Origin of the sequence: Demetria terragena DSM 11295, assembly GCF_000376825.1 — a bacterium.
GTDB classification, from domain to species: domain Bacteria; phylum Actinomycetota; class Actinomycetes; order Actinomycetales; family Dermatophilaceae; genus Demetria; species Demetria terragena.
Genome location: NZ_AQXW01000004.1, coordinates 1,508,813 through 1,532,267 on the forward strand (window position 1 = coordinate 1,508,813; position 23,455 = coordinate 1,532,267).

23 protein-coding genes are annotated in these 23,455 nt (G+C 64.8%); 13 read left to right on the plus strand and 10 right to left on the minus strand.

Translation table 11 applies throughout. From position 1 onward, the window contains the following. Position 1 precedes the first annotated feature (1 nt). The 3 genes from F562_RS18920 to F562_RS0111505 are packed head-to-tail and all read right to left on the minus strand — an operon-like array spanning position 2 to position 3,319. Positions 2-2,260, minus strand: coding sequence for a TOMM precursor leader peptide-binding protein (locus tag F562_RS18920; protein ID WP_018157111.1), 2,259 nt, complete (start codon positions 2,258-2,260; stop codon positions 2-4). A gap of 31 nt (positions 2,261-2,291) precedes the next feature. Further along, on the minus strand, positions 2,292-2,477 hold the full coding sequence (locus F562_RS0111500) for a hypothetical protein (protein ID WP_018157112.1): 186 nt from the start codon (positions 2,475-2,477) through the stop codon (positions 2,292-2,294). After that, complete coding sequence (locus F562_RS0111505; RefSeq protein WP_083915532.1) at positions 2,474-3,319, minus strand: class I SAM-dependent methyltransferase; 846 nt, start codon at positions 3,317-3,319, stop codon at positions 2,474-2,476. The genes F562_RS0111500 and F562_RS0111505 overlap by 4 nt, the downstream gene beginning before the upstream one ends. A 209-nt stretch (positions 3,320-3,528) precedes the next feature. Between F562_RS0111505 and F562_RS20800 the strand changes: the two genes are divergently transcribed. The 9 genes from F562_RS20800 to F562_RS0111550 all read left to right on the plus strand — a co-directional run bounded on the left by F562_RS20800 (position 3,529) and on the right by F562_RS0111550 (position 11,199). Next, on the plus strand, positions 3,529-3,927 hold the full coding sequence (locus F562_RS20800) for a hypothetical protein (protein ID WP_156822630.1): 399 nt from the start codon (positions 3,529-3,531) through the stop codon (positions 3,925-3,927). Between the two features lie 402 nt (positions 3,928-4,329). Then, the gene (locus F562_RS0111515) at positions 4,330-4,710 is read left to right on the plus strand and encodes a hypothetical protein (RefSeq protein ID WP_018157115.1); all 381 of its coding nucleotides are present in this window, start codon (positions 4,330-4,332) and stop codon (positions 4,708-4,710) included. A 35-nt stretch (positions 4,711-4,745) separates the two neighbouring features. Continuing rightward, positions 4,746-5,093, plus strand: a complete 348-nt coding sequence (locus F562_RS18925) for a hypothetical protein (RefSeq protein WP_018157116.1) — start codon at positions 4,746-4,748, stop codon at positions 5,091-5,093. Positions 5,094-5,296: 203 nt separating this feature from the next. Further along, positions 5,297-6,235, plus strand: coding sequence for an ABC transporter ATP-binding protein (locus F562_RS0111525; protein ID WP_018157117.1), 939 nt, complete (start codon positions 5,297-5,299; stop codon positions 6,233-6,235). Continuing rightward, positions 6,232-7,107, plus strand: a complete 876-nt coding sequence (locus F562_RS0111530; RefSeq protein ID WP_018157118.1) for an ABC transporter permease — start codon at positions 6,232-6,234, stop codon at positions 7,105-7,107. The genes F562_RS0111525 and F562_RS0111530 overlap by 4 nt, the downstream gene beginning before the upstream one ends. Positions 7,108-7,116: 9 nt before the next feature. Beyond that, positions 7,117-8,268: a cytochrome P450 gene (locus F562_RS0111535; RefSeq protein ID WP_018157119.1), complete on the plus strand. Its 1,152-nt coding sequence runs from the start codon at positions 7,117-7,119 to the stop codon at positions 8,266-8,268. Beyond that, entirely contained in the window at positions 8,265-9,491 is a 1,227-nt protein-coding gene (locus F562_RS0111540; protein ID WP_018157120.1) for a flavin monoamine oxidase family protein, read from the plus strand. Before F562_RS0111535 ends, F562_RS0111540 begins: the two co-directional genes overlap by 4 nt. Then, entirely contained in the window at positions 9,488-10,450 is a 963-nt protein-coding gene (locus tag F562_RS0111545; protein WP_018157121.1) for a Rieske 2Fe-2S domain-containing protein, read from the plus strand. Before F562_RS0111540 ends, F562_RS0111545 begins: the two co-directional genes overlap by 4 nt. After that, complete coding sequence (locus F562_RS0111550) at positions 10,447-11,199, plus strand: alpha/beta fold hydrolase (RefSeq protein ID WP_083915533.1); 753 nt, start codon at positions 10,447-10,449, stop codon at positions 11,197-11,199. The genes F562_RS0111545 and F562_RS0111550 overlap by 4 nt, the downstream gene beginning before the upstream one ends. A gap of 58 nt (positions 11,200-11,257) precedes the next feature. Here the strand turns inward: F562_RS0111550 and F562_RS0111555 are convergent, their stop codons facing one another. From F562_RS0111555 to F562_RS0111580, 5 genes are all read right to left on the minus strand, one after another. Then, positions 11,258-13,771 (minus strand): helix-turn-helix transcriptional regulator, encoded by a 2,514-nt coding sequence (locus tag F562_RS0111555; protein WP_026181215.1) that lies wholly within the window; start codon positions 13,769-13,771, stop codon positions 11,258-11,260. A gap of 123 nt (positions 13,772-13,894) precedes the next feature. Continuing rightward, the gene (locus tag F562_RS0111560; RefSeq protein WP_018157124.1) at positions 13,895-14,509 is read right to left on the minus strand and encodes a response regulator; all 615 of its coding nucleotides are present in this window, start codon (positions 14,507-14,509) and stop codon (positions 13,895-13,897) included. Then, positions 14,502-15,629: a sensor histidine kinase gene (locus F562_RS0111565; RefSeq protein WP_018157125.1), complete on the minus strand. Its 1,128-nt coding sequence runs from the start codon at positions 15,627-15,629 to the stop codon at positions 14,502-14,504. Before F562_RS0111565 ends, F562_RS0111560 begins: the two co-directional genes overlap by 8 nt. Further along, complete coding sequence (locus F562_RS0111570; protein ID WP_156822631.1) at positions 15,626-16,744, minus strand: sensor histidine kinase; 1,119 nt, start codon at positions 16,742-16,744, stop codon at positions 15,626-15,628. The genes F562_RS0111565 and F562_RS0111570 overlap by 4 nt, the downstream gene beginning before the upstream one ends. A 198-nt stretch (positions 16,745-16,942) precedes the next feature. Beyond that, complete coding sequence (locus F562_RS0111580) at positions 16,943-19,411, minus strand: class III lanthionine synthetase LanKC N-terminal domain-containing protein (protein ID WP_156822632.1); 2,469 nt, start codon at positions 19,409-19,411, stop codon at positions 16,943-16,945. Positions 19,412-19,680: 269 nt separating this feature from the next. On the opposite strand from F562_RS0111580, the gene F562_RS0111585 reads away from it, so the two are divergent. Then, positions 19,681-20,400, plus strand: coding sequence for a CHRD domain-containing protein (locus F562_RS0111585; protein WP_018157129.1), 720 nt, complete (start codon positions 19,681-19,683; stop codon positions 20,398-20,400). A gap of 136 nt (positions 20,401-20,536) precedes the next feature. Here the strand turns inward: F562_RS0111585 and F562_RS21190 are convergent, their stop codons facing one another. Then, positions 20,537-20,719 (minus strand): hypothetical protein, encoded by a 183-nt coding sequence (locus tag F562_RS21190; protein ID WP_018157130.1) that lies wholly within the window; start codon positions 20,717-20,719, stop codon positions 20,537-20,539. Positions 20,720-20,819: 100 nt separating this feature from the next. On the opposite strand from F562_RS21190, the gene F562_RS21195 reads away from it, so the two are divergent. From F562_RS21195 to F562_RS18940, 3 genes are read left to right on the plus strand one after another with little or no spacing between them, the layout of a single operon-like run. Next, a complete protein-coding gene (locus tag F562_RS21195) occupies positions 20,820-21,227 on the plus strand; it encodes a class F sortase (RefSeq protein WP_018157131.1) in 408 nt (135 codons plus the stop codon). Between the two features lie 57 nt (positions 21,228-21,284). Continuing rightward, positions 21,285-21,815 carry a sigma-70 family RNA polymerase sigma factor gene (locus F562_RS0111595; RefSeq protein WP_018157132.1) on the plus strand — a complete coding sequence of 177 codons (531 nt, stop codon included), beginning with the start codon at positions 21,285-21,287 and terminating at the stop codon, positions 21,813-21,815. Beyond that, positions 21,812-22,513: an anti-sigma factor family protein gene (locus F562_RS18940; RefSeq protein WP_018157133.1), complete on the plus strand. Its 702-nt coding sequence runs from the start codon at positions 21,812-21,814 to the stop codon at positions 22,511-22,513. The genes F562_RS0111595 and F562_RS18940 overlap by 4 nt, the downstream gene beginning before the upstream one ends. A gap of 10 nt (positions 22,514-22,523) precedes the next feature. Here the strand turns inward: F562_RS18940 and F562_RS18945 are convergent, their stop codons facing one another. Then, complete coding sequence (locus tag F562_RS18945) at positions 22,524-23,438, minus strand: DUF559 domain-containing protein (protein ID WP_156822633.1); 915 nt, start codon at positions 23,436-23,438, stop codon at positions 22,524-22,526. Between the last annotated feature and the right edge of the window lie 17 nt (positions 23,439-23,455).

Sequence of the window (23,455 nt, forward strand, 5' to 3'; positions counted from 1 at the left end):
TTTAGAAGAAGACGCCGATGGGATTGACGTCCTCTTCCCGCATGGGCTCCGAGCGCCACCCGAGCTTCACTGGCACGTCGAAGATTCGCCCGGGGCCCGTCCTGCGCCAGAAGTGCCGCATCCCCGGCACGAAGACCTTCGCGACGGCAAGTTCAATGTCCGGTCGCGTCTGATTCACCACGAGGGTCTCCATGCCTGCGGCGGCCAGGTCGTCGACCAGGTACCGCACGAGATCTCCCATCGTGCTGGGCAACTGCCGCTCGATGCTGTCCAACTGAGTCAGGGGTAGGTCCGTCGCGGGCGCGACCCACGAGTCCTTAGCCATCGTGCGGGTCTTGCACCAGTCGAGCGTCGCCTCGTCTTCGGTGCCGTACACCGTGTTGCCGTCCTCGTCGCGGGCTCGCACGAAGGGAAGGAACTGGTTGAGCTCGGTGAGCGATCGATAGAACGCGATGTTCGGGTCAGGGTGGGCACCGAAGCCGACCATGATGTCCTCCACCTCGTGCTTGCGCCGAGAGAAGGCGGCAAAGGTCGAGACGCCAAGGTCGTTGCTCAAATCGAGCACCCAGATCTCGCGATCCATCGTGGCGTAAAAATCGATCATCTGTTGGAGATAGGGCGATTCGATCGCGTCCAGATCGACGCCTGGCCGAGGGCTGCGGTTAAACCACCACAGTGCGACGGCATCCCGCTCGTAGACTTCGCACATGGCCTGCAAGACGGCCTCATCGAGAGTGTTGCCCGCAGCTCCGCCATTTGAGTCGGTGATCGCGTAACGCTGACCAGGGACTTCCAGGTCGGGGTGCCCGAACCAGACCAGGCCAGACGGCACCATCACTTCCTCGCCGGTCGTCAGCGAGCGAGCCGGGGTCCAGTCGACTTGCCGGTCACGGTCGAAGACCTCGGGAATGACCTGCAGGCGGTTTTTGGGGTCCGCGTTCCACACTTTGCGCATTGCGTACTGGGCCGGCGAATAGCACAGGTAGCCGGCCGGATCCAGGGCCCGCGTCGTCAGCGCGTTGTAGCTCGACCGGACCTCGGGCAGTCCCTCGGACCACACCCCCGAGTACCGCTCGATGGCCTCGCACATTCCCGAGACCTTGGCCTGAATCTCAGTCCGCCCCTTGCCGCCTGACTGCCCTCGCATGTTGTTGCGCAGTAGACCCATGTTGTGGCCGGCGACACCGAAGTTGTGGCCAGCGACGAAGGAGTAGGTGATGCCTTCCTCATCGGTGTTGAGGGTCTCCAGGTGAGAGATCGCGCCGAGAATCGGACTGATGTGGTGCTCGAGTCGGTCGTACGTCTCCTTCGGCGTGCACACCCGATAGCCGTTGTCCTCGATGTACTGCGCTTTCTCGGAGCCGAGTTCGACCTGGCTGGTCGGACGCAGCGCAGCCGGGTCATCCGTCGAGTGTTGGAGGTTGTTCACCAAGACGTGCGTACGCGTCTCGAACCGCTTCATGTCGACCGAGCGCATCGCGCCGGCCAACTCGCCTGGAGCGCCCAGGGCGAGCGCTGTGATCTCGTTGGCAACCAAACCAGCCGAAGCTGCCACGGCACCAGGGGCGCGACCTGCTGGCTTCACCCGGGCTCGCCCGCCCTTGTAGCGGGACAGGTAGCGCGCTGCGTGCCGGTTCGCCGAGATGCGCTCGGCTGCCGACTCCCAACACCCCGTTTCGCCAGGAATGAACCGCGGCCCGACCCACATTTCGCGACCATCGGGCTTCACCAGTAGCCACGGCTGGCTGCGGGAGAGCATCTGCTTGTTGACCGACTGCAAGTCGTCGTCGAGGTAATCCCGGACGACCACGACCACGAGATCTGTGGTGTCCAGAGCATCCACCGACATCACGGAGTGAACGCTGATTCCTGAGTACGGCGAAAGACAGTCGACGAGGGCGCCCGCAAAAGGAGACTCGGTCCGGTCCAGCACCGTGACGTGGTAGGCGGCCTCGCCTAGGAGGCGATCGGTTGCCCCATAGGTCTCGGCGTACGCACTTTCTGGCGTGCCTGCGTCCGGGGTCTCCACGACGTGCCCCGACTTGCGCAGTCGGGCGAGCTGAACGAAGACCTGATCGAAGGCCATCTCGCCGCTGAGTTCTTTCACGATGTCCGGCATTGACCGCGTGCCATCGATCAGCTCGGCCACCCGTGCGGTGTTCTTGTCCTCGATGATGAAGGTCTGTTCGTCGTTCGTCATGAACAACGTTCCGTGCACAACATCGATTTGGGCGCTGGAGCGAAAACGCAAGGTGCTCATAGGATTTCCTGTCCGAAGGCGGGTGTGTAGGTCAGTACCTGGGGCGGCGGGTCAGTAGCCATCCGATGACGAAGCCGAGGCATCCGACGACGGCAAACATCAGCGCCACGGGGTTATTGGCGGGCTCCGTGCGCAGATTGACCACGGCAAGCACGGCTCCGACCACCCCCCAGATGAAGCAGAAGATCGCCAGAAAGGTCTTGAGGTTGGAGTTCATGTGATGTCCTCGAGGTGCTCGGTTGATTCAGCCACCTGGCGTGGTTTGTATCCGTGGGCGCTGTGGACGTTCAGGGCGATGTAGGTGTCCGGATCGCGTTGCAAGTTCTCCCAAGACCAGGCGACGACGGCAAGTTGTTCTGCCTTGAGGACGCCGTCAACGACCAACGGGATATAGCGCTCCGGGCCCATGTGGACCGAGAACGCGGAGAGCGGGTGATCGTCGGTGCTCACGACCTTCTTGACTCGTTCGACACCAGAGAATCCGCACTCGGAGAGTTCGCCCGGGATCGATTGCATGACAAAGCGATCGCCGCCAGCGTCCTCCTGGCTACGTCGCATGGCGTTGAAGACTTCAACAAGGCCGCGGACCACCCGGCCGGTACTGTGCCCGGCGTCCCCGTCGTCCACATCAATGACGTGAATCCGCCCGCCTGGCACCAGAACTCGGTATGCCTCGCGAAGGAGATCACACCTGGAACCGGGCCGCAGGTGCTGGAGGACGAATCTCAACTCGACGTCGTCGACTGACTCGTCCTCCAAGGGCAACCGGCCCTCGGGTGAGATCAGAATGGTCGGTGCCGCAATCTGACCGAAGAAGTCATCGACAACATCGGCCGCCATGACCCGAGCATGCGGAAGGCTCTCCCGCAGCCGACGCACGACCGCCCCGCTCCCGGAGCCGACCTCCAGAACCACGCCCTTCTCGTCTAAACCGTGTTCCACCATTGCTTCCAACTCCCGGGGAAAAGTGAGTTGCGCCTGACGTTCCAGACGGTTTAGCTCAGCTCCCCTCAGGGCAGGCAGAACGGTGTAACTGCCTTGTCGTGCCTGCGTCGTCATATCGCCATCAGAGCCCCCGGCCCGGTCCTTCTCAAGGCGGGTGCCGGTCTTTACGCAACGTCCAGAGAGGACTACGTACGTCACGCGCGCACTGCTGCATCGCTTCCTGCATCAACTACGTCGGCAACCGCCACGTTCAGGTCTTTTCGTCGCGGGTTCGGCTGCCCACGATGAGCGGGAACCCACACAACCCGTCGAATGGAAGTGCCATGGCATTCACAGATGACCGCAAGGACGAGTTCGTCGCGGCATACACCCAGGTTCTCCTCGCGTCCTGGAGCGACGATGCCTACGCGAACCGCCTCGATGAAAACCCCAGGTCCGCCCTTGCAGAGGCCGGCCTCTTTCTCCCCGAAGGAGTCGCTGTCCAGATCACCCGAGCCGATACCGCGAGCGACGATCCAGCGGATTTCGAAAGCCAAAGCACCGCCGTTCGGCTCGAGCGGCAGGTACAGCGGTACGTCGAAGGGTTGCGAACCGGGCTCGTGGTCCTGCACATCCCGGAGACGCCCCAGATCGATACCTCCGAGCTCGATCTCGATGAGTTGGATGAAGTCGCCGCGGGCGTCGTGTCCTGTTGCTGCTGCCCCTGTTGTTGCTGCGGCTGACCGACCTACCCGACTGACGGCCAGACCGCACCCGGTCTGGCCGTCAGTCATGTCATGTCCTGGGGCGGCCGCGAGAGGCGCCGTGCGAGGCTCGCCCCACCGTTTTCTGGAGTTCGGTCAGACCATGCGTGCGCTCAGCCTCACGGATGGTCTGACCGAACCGCGCGCCGGCGCGCGGGAGCTTCCACCGCCCGGTATGCGCTACGTCGGGATCAGCATCCTCTGCGCAAGCCTGCGACGGCCCCCGTGAGCCCTACGTCGGCTGATCGGTTGGTTCAGGGGTTCCACACCGTAGGAGCGCACTCACAGGATGAAGTCATCGCTCGGTAGACCCACTGCCGACGAGTCGAAATCTGTTAAAGATCAACGGATTTCGCTCGATCAAACAATGAAGGAGGAGCCATGGCTCTCACTGAGGACAACAAGAACCAGTTCGTCGACGCCTACACCAAGGTGCTGCTGACCAGCTGGTCGAGCGACGAGTACAGCCAGCGTCTGGACAGCGACCCGCGCGCCGCCCTCGCCGAGGCCGGTCTCGTCCTTCCGGCAGACGCCAAGGTCACCATCACCCGCGGTAGCGCCGAACCAGCAACAACCGAAGACGCCAAGCAGTCCCGCCTCGACAACCAGGTCGCCCTGTACGAAACGGGTCTGGAGACCGGCGTCTTCGAGTTCCACCTTCCCTCGACCCCGCAGATCGACACCTCCGAGCTAGAGGATGCCGAACTGGAAGGTGCCGCCGGAGGCACCTGCTGCTGCTGCTGCCCCTGCTGCTGCTGCTGATCCCCTCACCACCAATCTGACCTAAGGAGCACACCATGACCACGCGTGATGCCTATACACAAGTTCTGCTGAAGAGTTGGAGCGATGACGAGTTCAACGCTCGTCTCGACGCCGACCCCAAGGGCGCGGCCGCTGAAGCTGGGCTCGCCATCCCTGACAACGTGTCCGTCACCGTTGTCCGGCATGAGGCCCCCAGTGATTCCAGCGACGAGGCGCAGGACGCCATCGTCGACCAGCAGGCCGCCCTCATCGACCAGGGCATCGCCAAGGGCGCGGTGGAGCTACACGTCCCGGAATCCCCGGCGATCGATGGCGCCGACCTCACGTCCGGCGAACTTCAGGCCACCGCCGCTGGAGTGTGCTGCAGCTGTTGCTGCGGCTGATCTCAGCTGTCGTTCCGCGAGGGCCCCGGGCCACCTGGCCCGGGGCCCTCGCGTGTCGTGCATCAGACGGTGGAAGCAGAGTTCCCGACGCACTCATGCGTACCGGCTACGTGCGTTTCGGCGGTATTGCGCACTATCTGGGTCTCGGAAGCGCCCGAGCGCCCTCCAAGACTGTGACTAGGACCCGACCAAAGGAGAGGCAGATGGCTGCGACAGCACCGATCAATGTCCGTGACCTGCACAAGAATTACGGCTCCTTTGTGGCCGTCGACTCGCTCGATCTCGAGGTGCATGCCGGTGAGGTATTCGCCTTGCTCGGCCCTAACGGCGCGGGAAAGACCACAACGGTAGACATTCTGGTCGGCCAGCAGCGCCGATCGAGTGGACACGTCGAAGTGCTCGGCATCGACCCAGGGAAGGGCCCTGGCGCGTGGCGCAACCGCATTGGCTCCGTGCCACAACGCACCGCCGAATACACCGACCTCACCGTGCGCGAGATCATCGACCATTACAGCGCGTTCTATTCCAACCCCATCCCGCGGGATGAGCTCATTGCCATGGTTGGCCTGGAAAGCAAAGCCAAGACCAAGAGCGCCAAACTCTCCGGCGGCCAACAGCGCCGACTCGACGTTGCCGTGGGGGTCGTCGGCGACCCCGAGGTCGTATTCCTCGACGAGCCGACGACAGGCCTGGACCCGGAGGCCCGTCGCGAGGCATGGGATCTCGTCGAGTTTTTTCGCGAGCGCGGCACCACGACTCTCCTGACGACTCACTACTTGGATGAGGCCGAAGCGCTGGCCGACCGCGCGGGGATCATCGCAGGTGGGCGGATGCTCACCGTGGGAACCGTCCAGGAACTTGAGAACGCGGCCGGCGCGGGCGTGACCATCACCTTCTCTGGCCTCCCGCAGGCCTGGAACCACCTTCCGGCTGCGCTGGTAAGCCAAGTGCCTGATCAGGTCAGTTCCCGTGGCGGAGAACCGTTGTCAGTGCTGCATACCTCGCAGCCCACCGTCATCCTGACCCGCCTCATCGAGCACGCCCGTGCCGTTGGCCTGGATGAGATTCCCGGCCTCACGGTGACCCGCCCCACGTTGGAAGACACCTACCTACGTCTCATCAGTCAGGAGGACGCGGCATGAGCACCACCGCGAAAACCCAGTCAAGGACAGTCCCCGCCCAACCGGAGCCAGACGTTCGTGGTGAACGCCGCGCCGTACCCGGCCTCGCCGCGGCAAGCCGCGCACGCGCCGGGGTAGAGCTTCGCTCCTATTTCCGGAACGCGCAGTACGTCGTCTTCACTCTGATGTTGCCGATCATGCTGCTGGTGATCTTCGCGTCGATTTTCGACGGCAACGTCGAAGGTTCCAACGTTCCGTTCCGGCAGTACTTCATTGCCGGCATCATCGCAGCAGGCGTGATGAGCACCGCGTTTACCGGTTTGGCCATCAGCGTCGCAATGGACCGAGAGAACGGCATCATCCGCCGCCTGGCGATCTCACCGATGCCCAAGGGGGCTTACTTCATCGGCAAGGTCGTGTTGGTGATCATCACGTCCGCGCTCGAAGCCGCGATCTTGCTGGCGATTGGGACCGCGGTCTACGGCCTGGAACTTCCCACTGAGCTCAGCCGCTGGCTGACCTTCGCCTGGGTGCTGGCGCTCGGCACTGCTGCCTGTGCGCTCTTGGCCCTGGCCTTCACTTACCTGATTCCCAGCGCGAACGCTGCGGCCGCGGTGGTGACGCCACCGTTCTTGATCCTGCAGTTCATCTCGGGCGTGTTCTTCCCCTTCACCAACCTGCCCGGCTGGATGCAGTCCGTGGCCAGTGTGTTCCCGTTGAAGTGGATGACTCAAGGATTCCGATCCGTCTTCCTGCCCGACTCTTTCGCCGCGAACGAGGCAAGCGGAGCATGGGACCTGCAGATGGTCGCTATCGTCCTGACCGCGTGGATTGTCGTTGGCGGTCTGGCCGCGCTTCTGACCTTCCGCTGGCGCGGCGCCCGGGTGAAGTGACGGGTCACCGTGCCCGCCACGACGACCGCAGGCCCGACGCCACTCTTCTCGCCGGGCTTCGCGATCAATCCCGAGCCCACACTGGCGCACTTGCGGAACACCGACCCACTGCACCTGCTCGCCCCTGGGGTGATCGTCGTGACGCGGTACGCGGATTGCCGGGCCGCTCTCGTGGCTCCCGGTCTGTCCGCCGCAGGTGGGCAAGCTGATCGAAAGCAACGATCTGGGGCTGCCACATCCATGCTCAACACCGACGATGACGCCCACCGTCGGCTACGGCGCCCGGGCCACCAGTTGCTCGGCCCGGGCGCGATCGACGGCATCCTTCCGACTCTGCGGAGTCAGTTCTCGGACTTCTTTGCCCAGGTCGCCGACCGGGACACCGTGGATCTGGCAACCGAGGTCAGCGAGCCCCTAGCCACCCTCGCGCTAACTTGTGCTCTTGGCGTTCAAGATGGCCCGGAACCTGACGGTCTTGGGCACCTGTTCGCAGAGTCCGCTGCTGCCCTTGACCCCATGCCGTCCGCGGACGGAGCGGCGCAGGCACGCCGCGCGGTCGCCAAACTCGACACGTGGGTAGAGCGGCACCTCGGTACGTATCCGAACGGCCGCCTCGGACGCTTAATCACCCCCGATGTTGCCCGGGACGATGTTGTCGGGATCGCAAACCTCGCCGTCGTAGGCGGCTGGGCACCGTTAGCCGAACTTCTCACAACGGCAATTGAATTAGCGCTGTACAACCCCGATCACCGACAAGCTGCACTGGGTGGCCAGGCAAGCACCTGGTGCGAGGATGTCATTCGCTGGCACACCCCCATTCCCTTCGTCGCCCGGAAAGCTACGACCGACGTTGACTTGCCGGGTGGAGTCGTCCCCAAGGGGACTCAGGTGATCATCCACATCGGGTCATCGGGACGCGATACCGAGCAGTTCTCCGAAGCCGGCGTGGCGATCGATCGCCCGCAAGTTCGCCAGCATCTCGCACTGGGCGCCGGCGCTCACTTCTGCTTGGGCGCACCCCTGGTCCGTGCCGTCCTACCGGTTGCACTCGATGCCTTCTTCCGGGGCCTTCCCGGCGCCCGCACGCGTGGCACGCTGTTTGCCTGGCGACCGGGAGTGTTTCCGCGGCGCCCCCTGTCGACAGCGGTGTTGCTGTCATGAGTTGGGACGTCATTGTTATTGGTGCCGGTATCGCCGGAATGACTGCCGCGCGCATCCTGGCCGATCGTGGTGTGAGCGTTCTGGTCCTTGAGGCCAGGGACCGCCTCGGCGGTCGGATCCACACGGTCAAGGGCCCGACAGGTCTCCCGATTGAACTCGGCGCCCAGGTCATCCATGGGGACAACCCCGTTCTTGACCTCTTTGCCCAGACCGACCTCATCACGGTGCCCGATCCGGATCGCGCGCTCCTGTGGCGGGACGGTCCTCGGTCATTCGAACCTGGTGATCGCGATCATCCGATGGCCGTCCAGGCAAAGCTCCAGGAATTGGATCGAGTGATGGGGTCCTTCTCCGACGCCATGTCCGTGCCACGCGCCCTGGAGATGGCCAAGGTTGGAGCATCAGCGTCCGCCGAGTTCCTCGCGTGGATCGAGCAACTCACCGGCACGACACCGACCACCGCGACTTTGCACCACGTTGTCCACGAAGCCCAATGGGCACCCGCCCCCGCCGGTAAGAACGTTCCCCGCAGGGGCATGTCAGAGGCAGCTGAGCGGCTCGCGGGTAGCGGTATAACCGTACGGCTCAGTACGCCCGTGCGCAGCGTCGAGGTCGGACACCACGCAGCCGAGGTCGAGGTCGATGAGGAAACCTTCATCGCCCGCGCCGTGCTGTTGACGGTGCCGCCCCCGGTGGTCGCCACCGGAACGCTCAAACTCGGCGGACTCGCCGAAGCAAAGAACTCCCTCGCCGAATCACTCCCGTTAGGGCCCGGTCGAGTGACCGCGTACGCCGCCAAGGCGCCCGCGCCTGACACCGGATTCGCCTTCCTCCCGGACGTGGGACTCCTGACTTGGCAACAGGATTCGCCGATTGCCACCCTGGTTTCCAAAGGGCCCGCTGCAGGAGGACTCGACCTCGCCATCCGGGACGGAAGCCTCTCATCAGCGTTGGTAGAGCTGAGCGGAATGGCATTGACTCCAACGCCCTACGCCGCGCACGACTGGACCTCTGACCCGTGGGCTGGCGGCACGTTCACAGCGGCCACCGCGACCGCCTCTGACGGTGCACGTTGGGCCGAGGCCGTCGGCGCTCTGGTGATGGCTGGCGAAGCGTGCGGCGCCGGGCCATCACATCCCTACCTCGATCGCGCGGTGGGGACAGCCCGCCGCGCGATCGACCACTTGTTCCACCTGACGTCGAAGGAGTTGGCTCACCCATGACCGCCACGCATGCCGGGTGGTATCTCGCAGCATTCACAGACGAGATCACCTCAGACCTCACTCCGCTACGCATCGGCGATCGCCGCATCATGGTGATTCGCACCGAGGTCGATGGCGGACCCGTCTATCGAGTGACAGACTCCACGTGCCCGCATCGTGGCGCGAACCTTGCCCAGGGCGGAGAGGTACGCGGTGACTGCGTGGTGTGCCCCTTCCATGGGCGTCTCATCGCGACCAGCAATCACCCCAAGCGGGCGAGTGTGAATGCCTACGAGACGCTTCACATCGGCCCGTTGCTGTTCGTTCGGTTTGCCGACGGCGAGCCAGGGGATTGCGGGTTCCCCGCCGCGCTCCGCACGATGACCGAGGGGAGCGTGATCCTTCCGGCTGTGAACGAACTGGTCGACGTTCCTTGTGAATTCGTCGTGGAGAACGCCTTCGATGTCGAACACTTTTCGCCAGTTCACTCGGTGCCGAACCTCGACGGTATGGTCACCTCGGCACAGCCCGACGGCACCCTGGTCATTGGTGGAGACTTCGTCACCATGACCGACCCCTGGTACGACCAACGCTTCGCTGAGGCCGCTCGTGCCTATCTCGCCGGGGGCGACTGGAAGCCCTCGCGCCGATCTGCTTTCAGGGCAGTCGCATTCAGCCCAACAGTCGTTGCGACCTCCTTCGGCAGTGAAGACAACCCGCCGGTCATTCTGACGGCGGCCACCCCGGAGCCCGGTGGCACGCGCGTGCGGGTGTCTGTCATCGGCAAGGACAGCCCTGCCCTCCCCCACATCGTGAATGGCTCGAAGGTCGCGATTGCCCAGGACACGGAGGTGTGGGCCCACCTCGATCACGACGCACCGTGGGCGCTTGATGACGCCGACGTCAACGTCGTGGCATACCGCGCCTGGATCGATCGGTTCCCGTCACTAGTCGCGCCGCGTTCGGCACCAGTGCCATGAGCGACCGGCCGCTCGCATGGGTCCCGGGCTACACGATGACGACCGCGATCTGGGGCGAACTCTGGGAGAATCTGCCCGGCATCCGCCACGTAGGAATCGATCTTCCGGGCCATGGCCAGGAATCCGCCACGGCGATGCCGAGTTCACTCACTGGGTGGGCCGAGCACGTCGCACACCGCATGGCCGAGGCCGGGTCTCGCGACCTCGTGGGCCTGTCCTTTGGTTCGAGCATCGCGCTCCAGGTGGCGCTGGAGTTCCCCGACCAGGTCGATCGCCTGATTCTCGCGGCGCCGACCCTGTCCGGGCGTACCGACGACAACGCCGCACGGAACAAGTACATCGAATTAGCGAAGGCGCTCTTTCGCGGAGTGTCTGGGCGGCCGTTGGCCGACATCTGGATGGCTGCACCCCCGGATATCTTCACGGGTCTGCGCCAACACCCTGCGCGATTCGAGCGGCTGGCGCAGATGGTGGCCACCCATTCCTTCGCCGAGCTTCGCACCGGTTCCATGGCAACTCTGGCGCAAACATCGCAAACCACAGACCAACTCGCCGGCTTGCGGGCCGAGGTACTCGTGCTCAGCGGATCGCACGACATGCCTCTGTTTCGCGAGAATGCCGAACTGATTGCCGCACATGCACCACAAGCATTCATGACCGAGCTGCCCGCTGTCGGCCACCTTCCGCTCCTCGAAGAGCCCGAGGCGTGCGCGGCGCACCTCGAGGGGTTTCTGTCCGTTCACGTGTGAAGGGGCCTCGCCGACGGCGAAGCCCCTCCACCCCCTCCGTGGTCGAGGAGCCGTCACCTCACCCGAAGGCGACCAGTTCGGTCGTACTCCCCGAGCAATCCGCAGCGACGAGGGCGCTGAGCTGATCACGCGATTCGATCTGAAGCTTGCGATACACGTTGCCCAGGTGGGTGTCGACAGTCCGCTTGCTGAGGAATAGGAACTTGGCGACCTCACGGTTACTCATGCCCTGCGCCACCACATCCACCACTCGCCGTTCGGCAGGCGAGAGCGCCTCCAGCCCAACGCGGTCACCGGAGTTCGTCAGCACCTCCTCGGCCAGGCGTCCGAGGACGACCGACCGACGGCCCACCGCCTCGGGCTCTTCCTGTGCCCACTGACGCCACGATCGGACAATGTCCTGCTCGATGTGCTCCAGGAACTCTCGCTGCCCCGTTGCCCGGAACACCGCCGACAGGTGCAATCGCCAGTTCGTCAGCGATGGGTTGTTCGGGCACACCTTTTGCAATGAACGCCCCGTCTCAAACAGCTGCCGGACTGCCTCCTGATGCGCTCCTAGGAGCAGCGAGTGGCGGGCTTGGACATACCGGCGGTAGGCGGAAAACAGCGGGTGGACGTCATCTCCGACGAAGTCCGCAAGGACGCCAGGGTCTTCGCGTTCCTCCAGCGTCGCATGCGCCAGCGTCAACGCCGCGACCGCGGAAAGGTTGCCGGCTCTGATTTCCTCAAACTCCGACCGGGCGGCTCTGGCTTCTTCACGAGCTCGTGCCAGTTCGCCCTGACGCAGCAAACTCTGTGCCCGTACGAGATGGCCCAGGCCGCGTTCGGGATGTTCATCGGGTGCCGCATTGAAGGTGGCAAGAGCGGCCCACTGTTGGGCTCGCTCATAGTCGGCGAGCGCGAGCCAGGCCAACGCGAGACGGTTCGCCAGGCACGCGTCGGTGTCCAGCCATGCGCCGCCCGCCGAGCAGGAGGCATCCAGTTCAGCCAACTGAGTCGACGTTGACTTCCCCGCAAACGCACTCAGCGCCAAAAAGGTCGCATACGCGGCCGAGTCCCTGGCATCGGGAGCACTGACGCCGGGGCTGTCCTGCCCCGCCCACACCCTCGCCTCGCTCTGGACTCGTGGATCAATATCAACGCACGTATTCAGCAATACCGTTGCAGCAAGTCCGGATTCGAGCCCAAACAGCGGCGAAATGCCGGTCAGGTCGAGGTCCGATTCGATTGATGAGGAGTCAATCTTGGTGAGCTGCGCCGCCGCACGACTCCAGTCGTGTCGGAGCCACACTCGCAATTGAGCTCGGCTAGCCCAGGATCTCTCCTGCTCGTCGGTCGATCTGGCGAAAACGCGGGTCGCGATCTCCGCGGCACGGTCAGCACGTCCGCTGGCCAATGCCTCCTCGTAGGCCTCTTCGGCCAGACAGCCCGACCCGGTGAGATCCTCCGCGGCCTCGGCCACCATCTCAAAATGGGCACACCGGGTGGCGTCCTGATCTGTCAGCATCGCGCGTGCAGCCTGGGCACACCGGCGGCGCATCGCCGTCGACGTGTGGTCGTGCAGTGCACTGCGAATCTCGGACATCACGGCGGGATGGTCTGATACCAAGGCAAGTTCACGCAGGAGTCGCTCCACGCGAACCGCAACGTGTGAATCCAGCCCAAGGTTCTGGGCTACATCGGAGACCGACAACTCCGGGTATACCCAGGCCACGACCCGGGCGAGCACCTGAGCATCCTGGTCCTGCTGGGACAGAACGTACAGCCCGAAAGCCTCGAGCGCCTGGCGATGGAATCGCGGCCATTGGTCGGCGTGGACGACAGGTTCCTGACCAATGGCGCGTTTGACGCATCGAAGCATTTCGGGGTTTCCCCCCGAGGCCGCCACTGCCACCTCGAGAAGGTCGTCATGCGACCACTCCGACGCATCGCGTAGGAAGGCGCGGGCTTCGGCGTCAGACTTCCACCGCAGGTCGATCCAGCGGACATCCGTTGCCATCGTCAGAAGAGCGCCGACGCCAGCAGCGTCCAACGAGGCGTGATAGCCCATCAGCAGGGTCGCACCATGAACCCGCGCTACCTGGCTCCAGACCAGCAGAGCGTTGGCGGACGCCGGTGTGAGCAGGTGGAAATTGTCGACGACCACCACGGTGTCGTGGCCGAGGTGACCATCGACGCTTTGGAGGAATTCGGCCATGGTCGCGCCGCTCTCAGGCGTTGGCGTGGTCGCTACCTCGGCTCCCTCGTCACCGACGCTGACCCATTGCCCCATGCATCCTTGCTCGCCGTCATCGGCCCCTGGCATGGCATGAACCCACAGCGAGGGTCGACCACGCGCAGAGACGGTGCGGCGCAGGACGCCCGTACAACTCGCACCAGGTGCCCCGTTCACGATCACCAGCGCGCCTTCGGCCCTCGTGGAGTCCGTCACCGCATCCAACACGGCCTGCACTGTTTGTGGTTCAGCCAGATCCTCACCAGAACCAAGAACTCCTGAGGACGGGCTCAGCGCCAGCACGCGGTCCTCCTCGGCTCGCACGCGCTCAGGCCGCGACTTCGCACTCACTGTCATTACTAGGCCTCCCTCGGGCTAGTCCCTTCCGAGGTCCAGCCTGTGCGAGGGGGTGGTCATGACGCAGGACGCAACCGTCACGACCTCGATTGACAACTGTCAGGTCACGGAATGACCGTCCGACTACAGCAGGCCGCGTTGTTTAGCGGTCTTGACCGCTTCGACGCGCGACACCGCGTCCAATTTCGTCATGGCGTTAGAGAGATAGTTACGCACCGTTCCGGTGGAGAGAAACAGTTCTTCGGAGATCTGGCTCGTCGGAACGCCCTGATCCACCAGTCGCAGAATGTCGCACTCACGGCTAGTCAGCGGGCTTGGACCGGAGCGCAGTGCCTCGGCGGCGAGAGTCGGGTCGATGACCGTCCCCCCGGTGGCCACCGAATTGATTCCGTCGATCAGTTGCTTCGCCGACATCGACTTCACGAGGTAGCCCGACGCGCCCGCATCCAGGGCGCGCGGAAGGTGTCCGCTGCCAGGTAGCGCGGTGAGCAAGATGACCTTGCACTCCGGCATGGCAGCGGTGAGTTCTGCGCACGCCTCAATTCCGGTCATGCCAGGCATGTCGATGTCCAGAAGCGCAACATCCGGTCGGTACGCCAACGCGGCCTTGAGCACCGCGTCGCCCCGCACCACGCGCTTGACGATCTGAAAACCGGCCTCGGTGGCCAGCAATGCTTCGAACGCCTCGCCCACCAAGTCGATGTCCTCGGCGATCAGCAGTCGCAGTGGCTCATCCATGACTGTTCCTCTCCAGAGCGATCGGACTCGAGCCCTGATCTACTCGCACGGGTGTGGGCACTCGCACCACCACACGGTATCGGCCATCCGTAAGCGGTCCCGCCTCGAACTCGCCCTCGACTGCGGCAATTTGGGTGCGCATCCGGTCCTGCCCACTTCCGTGCAGTTCTGCCGCTGGCTTCCCCTCTGGCGTGCCGTCGTTGGTGAACATGAACACGGCGCCGCGGTCGACTTGGCGCACGACCACCGTGCAGCGCGTGGGTTGGGCATGTTTGAACATGTTGGTGACTGCTTCGCGGAGCAGCAGGGCAAAGGTTGGGGTGACCGAGACGTCGACATCATCGACGGACTCGGTGAACTGCACGCCGAGTCGGCGGCACAACGTCTGGGCGGTATGCAGCTCGGCATCCAGTGTGTCGATCACTGGCTCTTGGGAAAGTTGCGCCAATTGGGTGAGACCGTGCTCGACCAAATCCTCGACCTCAGCCAGGTGCGCGGAGATTCGGTCGTCGCGAGCAAAATGGATTCGCGCCTGGGCCGTCTGCGCGGACACATCGACGAGTGTCGCCCCCACCATGGTGTTGATCTCACCCGCCAACCGCTCACGTTCGGTATCGACCTCAGATCGCGCCAGTTGGTCCTGCGTGCGACGAAGCTCTCGTGCGGTCTGCGCCAGCCTCTGCAGGAGGTAGACCACGAGGAACTGATTCACCATGTTGACCAACAGGGCAGCGCTGTCCGACACCAGGATCGCCGCGATGAGCGGAGCGGCAATCGCCGCGACCACCAACGCTGGGCGGGCACGGCTCGCACTCAGGAGTAGGACCACCACACCCCACCCGAGCAGGTATCCACTGTCCCGTGGGCTATCCGTACCTGCGAGCACCAGCCCGCACAGCAGCAAGCCCAACCCTGGTACGACTGACCAGGCGTGCAACCGGTCGTGGAGCGCTTCCCAGACCAACATCACCACGCCGCCGACAGCGACCACGACCTGAACGAGCAAATCGTCTCGAGTCGTGATTGCGTGCTGTGCCCAGGTGAGCACCCACACCCAGGTGAGGATCCGAGCGCCGCCCCCCACGGACACGAGATCTCGCGCCTTCTCGGTCCACGTCATGACACCTCGCCAACCCCGGGTATCCGAAACCGCGTGCGGTAGATCCCAGTTGCTGGCTGGTCGACGTGGGTACTGCCGCCGACAGCAGCGACGGCACTGCTGAGTCGGCTCTCCACACCGTCGTTGTCGCTATCGGCACGGTGCTTGCCACCATCATTGGTGACCGTAATGTCGGTGTGTCCTTCGACGTCAAAGTCGATTCGACACCAACTCGCCCGGCTGTGTTTGAGCACGTTGCTCACCGCTTCTCGCACCACCAGGGCAGCTAACCCGTCCTGTGCCGCAGGCAGACTGACTGGCACATTGATCACGAGGGCGACTGAGACCCGGTGACACATCTCGCGAGCAGCAGTGAGTTCGTCTTCTAGTCGGCCGATGGCCGGGCCGCTGGTCAGGGCACGCAATTGTGCTTGCCCCTTGGCGATGGTGTCATGCAAGTGGTTCAGCTGGGCAACGCCAACTGTGTCTTGGTGGTCAACCTCGCGAACTGCCGCTTGGTTTCGCAAGGACGCGGCGACAAAGGTCCGGCCCATGATGTCGTGCAAGTCCCGTGCAATTCGGTCTCGCTCAACATCGATCTGCCTGCGCGCCAGCACTTCTCGGGTGAACTGCAGCGAGTCCAAGAGGACCACGAGACGGGTCGCAATCACCAGGACCGCGGAATAGAGACCGACCTCGAACAGGAACTCTGCAAAGTTCCCAATGGCCGGAAACTCGGTCCGGGGATACACCCAAGCCAAAAATGCTAGCAAGGCCACCGATCCGGCGACGACCGCGCGGATATCTCGTTGGAGGAGCACTGCCGCCCACCCGGTCACTGATGCGAGCATCAACTCGCCCCACAGCAGTGGCATAAAGACCAACACTACGATCAGCGGCGTCAACCACGCCGTCCCCAGATGTTCCCCACCCCGGCAGGTCGCGAGTTGTATTCGGGCGAATAGCAACACCGCGACCGTGCCGAGGCCAGCGACGGCTGTCGATCTGATGATCGATCCCCCCGGCTCCGCAAAAGCCACAATCCAGGAGCCGATCAGTACAACCGCCAGTACGACCCAGCACAGCACCAACGCACGCCGCGACGCCGCGGCTTGCATTCGGAAGACTGTGCGCACGTGCAGGCTCCAATCCGCATAGGCGGTCCTAGCAGTTGAAGACGAAGAACGACAGCCCAGTGATCACCTCGTCCCCGACTGCTGCCAATTCTGCACACTCCGCGTCGAGGTCGTGCAGCTTTTCAAGTGTCATGTCGGACTCCTTCGTTGTCTATCTTTGAGGTGTCAGATCCGACGGGAGGGATCTGACATTCGTCATCAAACGCCGGTCTGAGCCCTTGCGAGAGTGGGCACTGCCAACGAACCCGCATGACAGGTGTCATTAGCTGTCGTGGGCGGGCTCGCTTCGGGGAGGCGCAACACCTCGGCAATGCGCTTCGCGCCACTGTCGCCGAGCGTGGCGATGAGGCCGGCAGCACCCGTCATGAGGTCATCAGAGCAACGCAGTCGAGCGGCCCCTAAAGTGCTCCAACCTCGTGCCGTCGGAGTGCAGTAGCGGCCAGCCCGAGCATCGAGAAGATCCGCCGTTCCACGCTCGCCTCGCAGCCGCAGCGTGGCAGCGATCCCGGCCGCGCCATCCATCAACCCGGCAAGCGGAGTTGGTGTCGTCCGCAGCCCAGCAGCGACCGAATCACCAAGTGACGCCATTGCGTCTCGGTCTCGGTGGTGAGCGAGCGCGAGTGCGAGTGCGAACGCGGCGCTGCCGTGTCCGAGTCCGGTGCGGACCCGTGAACCAGGCGCGGCCACGAGGTGCCCGTCCACGGTGCGCAGGAGCCGCTCCTCCCGACGCAACGCATGCCCAGCTCCGTTCTCATAGGATGCCGTGCGCGACGGAACGGCTTCGCCTATACGCATTAGCGCCAACGCCATCCCGGCCCACCCCTCCAGAAGGCCAGGACCCGCGACCGTCGTCGCCTCATCCCGTATCGCCCGTAGCACGCCGTCCCCGGCTTCGACTCCTCGTTCCAGAAGGTCTGCGCGATCGAGGGCGATTCCCAGTTCTACCAACGCCACGGCACACCCGGACCGTCCGCGGGTCCACGACAGGCTCCTGGGCAGCGAGGGTGAAAGTCTGTCGATCAGCACCTCGGCCTGCTCCGGGCGGCCCAGGAGCGCGAGCGCCAGGGCGACGCCTTCAACCCCCTCTGCGAGACCGTGAACTTGAGTGTCGGGACCTTCGGGGAGGTCAGCGAGCCAGTCCAGATGCCGTGGATCGGGCTCGTAGCCCATCGAATGGAGCGCCAACAGAACCCCGGCGGCACCAGAAAGCAGGTTATGTGCCCCGAGCGGTGTCGTGAACTGCTCGATGCCGCCAGAGAACAGCCGATCAGATCGCTCGGGCGTGGCACGACCCAGCAGTCCTTCGACCAGTCTCTCGAGCAGGTCCGCAGTCGTCGCCGGAACGTCGACGGGCTCAGCAGCCACCGTCGGGCACCCCAGGATTGGCGCAAGGTCAGGGCGCCGATCCAGCAGCGGCACATCGACGTTTTTCAATGTGGCAAGGGTGCGCTGGAGCGCAAAGTCGTCGCGAGCGACTGGGTCGGCATGCTCGTACACATAGCCCGGTGTGCCAATCGTCCGGGTCGCCACCGTTCCATCGAGGCTGGCCGCCTCGAAGTCCACCAGCGTCGGACCGCACGGCCCGAGGACGACATTGCCCGGATGAAGATCCCCATGCGCCACGCCCAGTGCGCGCATCCTTCGGACCACTTCACTGAGTTCGACCGAAATCTGCGCGACCCACTCGGCGAAGTCGGCCGACACGTCCGCGCCGAGGTCCGCGCGGGCGCCAGGGTGGTGGCGAGATATGTGCTGACCCATGGGTTCGCCGTCGACCCACTCCATCACGAGGAACTCGCTGGCCTCGACCTCCCAGTAGTCGATCGGTTCCGGTGCGACCCCTGACCCGCTCAACCGCTGGAGGACGGCGTACTCATGGCGCAGCCGCACGACCGCATCGATGCCATCGCCGTCAAGTCCCGCGTGACGACGCGCCTCTTTCAGTGCCACGCGGCGCCCGTCGGTCAACTGAGCGTCATACACCGATCCTGCATTGCACCGGTGAACGAGCCGAGCGGCTTGCACCGGGAGCGGTTGTGGTTCTCGCTCCGCCCGCATGAGATCGGCAACGACCGCTGGCACGTTCGGCGCTGGTCTCCGCCGGTCGTCTGGGACGCCGCCATCGGGACCCTGCGCGCCGGGCACTACTCGCCCATCAGCGGCCTCTAGCCAGTGCTCCTTGTAGGCGCCCCACCGCACACCGAGGGGGGCCGTGGGGTGGGAGTGGTCACCCGTGATCCGCGGCCCGACAACACCTGTCAGGTCGGCTGCTAGGCGCTCGATCAAGAGCGCAGTCTGATCGTCGCTTCGCGGATAAAGTACGCACACTTTGCCGCTCAGGGACTGGGGCGCGTACTTGTGCTGTGATGCCTGCACCAGTCGCTCCGTGCGCATCATCTTCCACGGCACGTGTTCGGCCGCACATACCCGAGCCACCACCTCGACCGCATGACGGGCGTGCTCGGGAACCGCGCTCACGTGGATCTTCCATCCAGCGTCGGCAAGCACCTGATGCGGGGGCAGAAATGCGACCCACGGGCCGTGGGCCGCCCGGGTGAAGGCAGCCACCAGATGTGCGGGGACCGGCAACTCGGGATGGTCTCCGGTGCCGGGCAAGTCAAAGAAGTCCGGGTCGGCCAGCGCGAAATAGAAGTAGCGGTCATCCATGACCATTCCCCTTGAGTCGGTGTGCTCCTACCCAACCGACGACGCGGCACGCAAGGCAGCCTCGCGAGTCACCTCGTCATGTGACAGATATCACTCTGTAGCGTTCGGCGACCCGAACTCCGGTGATCTTGACGGGAAGCCGCCGCGCTCCGTCCATGACACTCGTCATGTCATGAATTCGATTGAACTCGGGTGAACACCAGCGCCTCGGGCTGCGTATATCCCTGCACACGGGCGCCACACGGTGCCCCGCTGACAGGAGCACGCCGATGTCCGTTCGCCAGCACTGCCAACGCGCCGGGGTCATCACCGGCCTTGCCGCCCTCGGTGGTTTCGCCTTTGCCGGACCGGCCGCGGCCGAGACCGAAGTTGATCGCCCATCCACCTTTACCAGCGCCTTCACGGTGATGGCGACACCTGACGCCGTCATCGACCCGGACGGCAACTCAGCCCCCGGCGAGCCTGGCACCAGCGGGACCTTCACCTTCATGATCAACTCCGACGAGGAGATTATCTGTTACGACATCACCACCAAGGGCGTCACGCCGCCGTACCAAAGCAAGGCCAAGACTGCGACGCACCTGCACGAAGCGGTTGCCGGTAAGGGTGGCCCGCCGCGCATCTCCTTCCCGAACCCGGAAGGCAGTGGCGACACCCGCACCAGCAAGGGCTGCCTGAAGGGACCATTCACCACCGGGCTCCCGGGTCCGGACGGTGCTGACACCGGAACTGGCTTCTCCCTCAAGCAGATTGAGGCCAACGCGGCTGGCTTCTCCGCTGACACCCACACGTCGGCGTTTGTCCCTGGCGCGGTCCGCGGCCAACTGAAGGCCATTCCGGTCGGCGGCGTTGACACCGGCTTCGGTGGCACCGCCAACCAGGGTCAGGAGACCAGCGCGCCCGTGCTTGGACTGGGCGCTGGTGCTGTTCTCCTCGCCGGCGGCGCCGTGGTCGTCATGGCTCGCCGCAACGCGAGCGGCCGCGCATGACCCAGGGCAGCGCGCGTACGTTTCGGCCCCACCTTCGGGTGGCGGCCGGGGCGTGCGCGGCGCTGCTCGCGGGAGTCCTGACGGGGTGTGGCGGAGAGGACTCGGCCAACGCTCCCGATTCCCCTGCGGCGAGCAGTCAACCCAGCAGTCCACGAGCGGTCGCGGTTCCGACCAGCTCAGCCCCAGCGACGACTGCACCACCACCGACGACTGCCACCTCGACGGCCGCCCCATCAAAGACGGCCGCACCGACGGCGACCTCCCGACCGTCGTCCCCTACCTCGGCACCCACCACCTCGGCGTCGGCCCAGCCGACCACTGTCGCTCCCTCTCGACCCGCCCCCTCGCGACGCACTCAAGCGTCCCCGCGGAACGGGGCGCCGAGCGCACCCGCATCATTCACAGTCGACAAGTTGGGCTTGCGCAATGAGCCACTGATCGGGCTCGGCTTGGCCAAGGACGGTGCCATGGAAGTGCCTTCGGACCCCGATCGGGTCGGATGGTTCACCGGTGGCGGGCGCCCAGGCGGCCCCGGCCCCACCGTGCTCGCCGGCCATGTGGACTCTCGTACCGGTCCAGCAGTGTTCTACAAGTTGACCAGTCTCAAGCCGGGTGACCGCGTCACGGTCACCCGCGGCGACGGCCAAAAGGTCATCTATCGCGTGACCCGTACCCAGGACGTCCCTAAGGACACCTTCCCCACCGAGGCCGTCTTCGGCGCCAGCGCTGGCGACGAATTGCGATTGATTACCTGCACCGGCCAGTGGGACCGGGTCAACCAGACTCACCTCGACAACCGGGTGGTCTGGGCACAGGCAGTCTCATGAATGAGCGGGCGGTCGCACCGCTGTCGGGTGGGGTCCGCACTCGGGAGAGGATGAGGCATGGACCGCCCCACCGCGCTGGACGCGGACGCCCTGCGCGAGGCGTACCGCGACCATGCTGGCGAGCTGCTCGGCTACTGCCTGCAGCGGGTTGGCGATCGACACGCGGCGCAAGACGCCGTGCAGGAAACCTACTTGCGCATGTGGCGCGCATCGGAGTCGTACGATCCGCAGCTCGCGGGGATTCGGACCTGGCTGTACGCCATTGCTCGCAACGTCCTGGTTGACCAACACCGGCGGAGGTCCTCGGGCATTGGGCCCGCTGCCTCCCTTGAAGGCCTGGAGGAGATCGTGGATACGCTCGCTTCCGACGCAGCCGAGTCCCGCCTCGACGTCCTGGTGGTCGAAGAAGCGCTCCGCCGGCTCAGTCCAGAGCACCGTCACGTGATCGCCGAGGTCTATTTGCGCGACCGACCCACCGTCGAGGTCGCGACGGACCTCGACATCCCGGCGGGCACCGTACGCAGCCGGCTGTTTCACGGCTTACGCGCCTTGCGGGCAGAGATCGACCAGATGGGAGGCCTGCGATGAAGGAGTCAGCACCACTCGGGGATGCCGACCACGAGGCCATGCGCGACCTGCTCGGTGAGCATGCCCTGGGCCGGCTAAACGCTGATGAGCAAGCAGTTGTCGAGGAGCACCTCGCGACCTGCGCCGCCTGTCGATCCGAGCTCGCGGAGTTCGCCGACCTGGGTCCGCTCCTACGTCAGGTCGACCCCGACCGTCTCACCGCTGCGCAGGTCGACCCTGTCCCTGAACTGCCCCCTGAACTCGAGGCGGAAATCGGCGCCCGGCTCGCTGGCACCGCCGCCGTCCCACGTCGTCCGCGCCGTCGACGAGCCATGGCGTTGACCGCCGCAGCCGCTCTTGTCGTCGTCGGCGGAATTGGTGGCTGGCTGCTCGCCCCGCGTCCGCCAGATGTGCCGTTTGAGCAAGTGGCGGTCACGGTCCCCACGGGCAGCGCTGGCGACCTCGACGTGACTGCGGGAGTCATCCCGCACACCTGGGGAATGGAAGTGCGCATGACCGCGTCCGGGTTCACCGCTGGTGCGCCCTACGTCGTCCAAGTCATCGACGACGACGGAAAACGCCGCGATGCTGGGGAGTTCGTCGGAACCGGTGATCGGCGCATGGTGTGCAACCTGAACTCATCGGTTTTGCGTGACGACGCGGCCGGCTTTGTCGTCCTCGACCAGCGATCGCGCACCGTGGTGTCCTCGTCGTTCTGAACAGAGCCCGCTACCTTCCCGTCGCTGGCGCGCAGGCGTACCCCCTCCCGGCCCGCTGAGTGCACAGCAGGCGCGCCAGTCGGGTACGGATCGCCGGCCTGCGCAGAGCCAGGTCGTCGTTGGTGACCGTCACCACGGCATATCCCGCGTCGGTAAACGCCGCGGCGCGCGCCAGGTCTTCCTTCCAGGTCGGCCCGTGCACCGCGCCGTAGTACTCCACGATCGTGCGTCGTTCCCGCCACAAGAAGTCGGCGCATCCGATCCACCCGGAGTGGTCATGAATATCGGCGTTGAGCTCTGGCGCGGGCAGCCCCCAGTCATGAAAGAGCAGGCGGCAGTACGTCTCTCGCGGCGACCGGCTACCCGCCCGAATCAAAGGCAGTGCCTCGTGGATCGTCACTCGCCCGCGCCTGCCGTCGTAACGATCGGCTGCCACACCAAGCTCCAGGACATCCCACCCGTCTCTGACCACGATCGAGTCCCCGACCTGGACCAGCTCCCAGACCGACAGCTCGGCGGCGAGATCACACCACGTCGCACCCAGCGAGGTCACGCGTAGGCCATTCGCCAGCCGCGCGAGCTCCCGATCGGCGGTATGACATCGGACGCCCGGGCGACGTACCCGATGCAGCCGCGCAGGGAGGGTCACGTCGCACGGCCAGGTCGGCTCAAGGCGACGCGGAAGCGGAAGATTCCACAGGCGAGCACTCGTCCGATGGCTGTATGCCGCCGACGGCGGAAGGAGCTTCATCAGCGACGTGAGTTGCGCGACCTCCTCGTCCGCGAGCTCCCGGGATAGACGTACGCCCCGAAACGGTGTCGCGAGATCCAGGCCACGCAACCGCGAACGTGACACTCCGGCCGCGTCAGCCTCTGGGAGGGTGAAGGTCACGGGTAGATCGATGGGAAGCTCTCGTCGGGACATGGGAGGACGGTGCCAGG

Coding starts and splice junctions, on each gene's coding strand:
- F562_RS0111550 (WP_083915533.1), top strand. CDS start 10,447: ATGAGCGACCGGCCGCTCGCATGGGTCCCGGGCTACACGATGACGACC.
- F562_RS0111595 (WP_018157132.1), top strand. CDS start 21,285: ATGGACCGCCCCACCGCGCTGGACGCGGACGCCCTGCGCGAGGCGTAC.
- F562_RS0111515 (WP_018157115.1), top strand. CDS start 4,330: ATGGCTCTCACTGAGGACAACAAGAACCAGTTCGTCGACGCCTACACC.
- F562_RS0111560 (WP_018157124.1), bottom strand. CDS start 14,509: ATGGATGAGCCACTGCGACTGCTGATCGCCGAGGACATCGACTTGGTG.
- F562_RS0111505 (WP_083915532.1), bottom strand. CDS start 3,319: ATGACGACGCAGGCACGACAAGGCAGTTACACCGTTCTGCCTGCCCTG.
- F562_RS0111555 (WP_026181215.1), bottom strand. CDS start 13,771: ATGACAGTGAGTGCGAAGTCGCGGCCTGAGCGCGTGCGAGCCGAGGAG.
- F562_RS0111545 (WP_018157121.1), top strand. CDS start 9,488: ATGACCGCCACGCATGCCGGGTGGTATCTCGCAGCATTCACAGACGAG.
- F562_RS0111565 (WP_018157125.1), bottom strand. CDS start 15,629: ATGACGTGGACCGAGAAGGCGCGAGATCTCGTGTCCGTGGGGGGCGGC.
- F562_RS0111585 (WP_018157129.1), top strand. CDS start 19,681: ATGTCCGTTCGCCAGCACTGCCAACGCGCCGGGGTCATCACCGGCCTT.
- F562_RS0111580 (WP_156822632.1), bottom strand. CDS start 19,411: ATGGATGACCGCTACTTCTATTTCGCGCTGGCCGACCCGGACTTCTTT.
- F562_RS18940 (WP_018157133.1), top strand. CDS start 21,812: ATGAAGGAGTCAGCACCACTCGGGGATGCCGACCACGAGGCCATGCGC.
- F562_RS0111500 (WP_018157112.1), bottom strand. CDS start 2,477: ATGAACTCCAACCTCAAGACCTTTCTGGCGATCTTCTGCTTCATCTGG.
- F562_RS18920 (WP_018157111.1), bottom strand. CDS start 2,260: ATGAGCACCTTGCGTTTTCGCTCCAGCGCCCAAATCGATGTTGTGCAC.
- F562_RS20800 (WP_156822630.1), top strand. CDS start 3,529: ATGGCATTCACAGATGACCGCAAGGACGAGTTCGTCGCGGCATACACC.
- F562_RS18945 (WP_156822633.1), bottom strand. CDS start 23,438: ATGTCCCGACGAGAGCTTCCCATCGATCTACCCGTGACCTTCACCCTC.
- F562_RS0111540 (WP_018157120.1), top strand. CDS start 8,265: ATGAGTTGGGACGTCATTGTTATTGGTGCCGGTATCGCCGGAATGACT.
- F562_RS0111530 (WP_018157118.1), top strand. CDS start 6,232: ATGAGCACCACCGCGAAAACCCAGTCAAGGACAGTCCCCGCCCAACCG.
- F562_RS18925 (WP_018157116.1), top strand. CDS start 4,746: ATGACCACGCGTGATGCCTATACACAAGTTCTGCTGAAGAGTTGGAGC.
- F562_RS0111525 (WP_018157117.1), top strand. CDS start 5,297: ATGGCTGCGACAGCACCGATCAATGTCCGTGACCTGCACAAGAATTAC.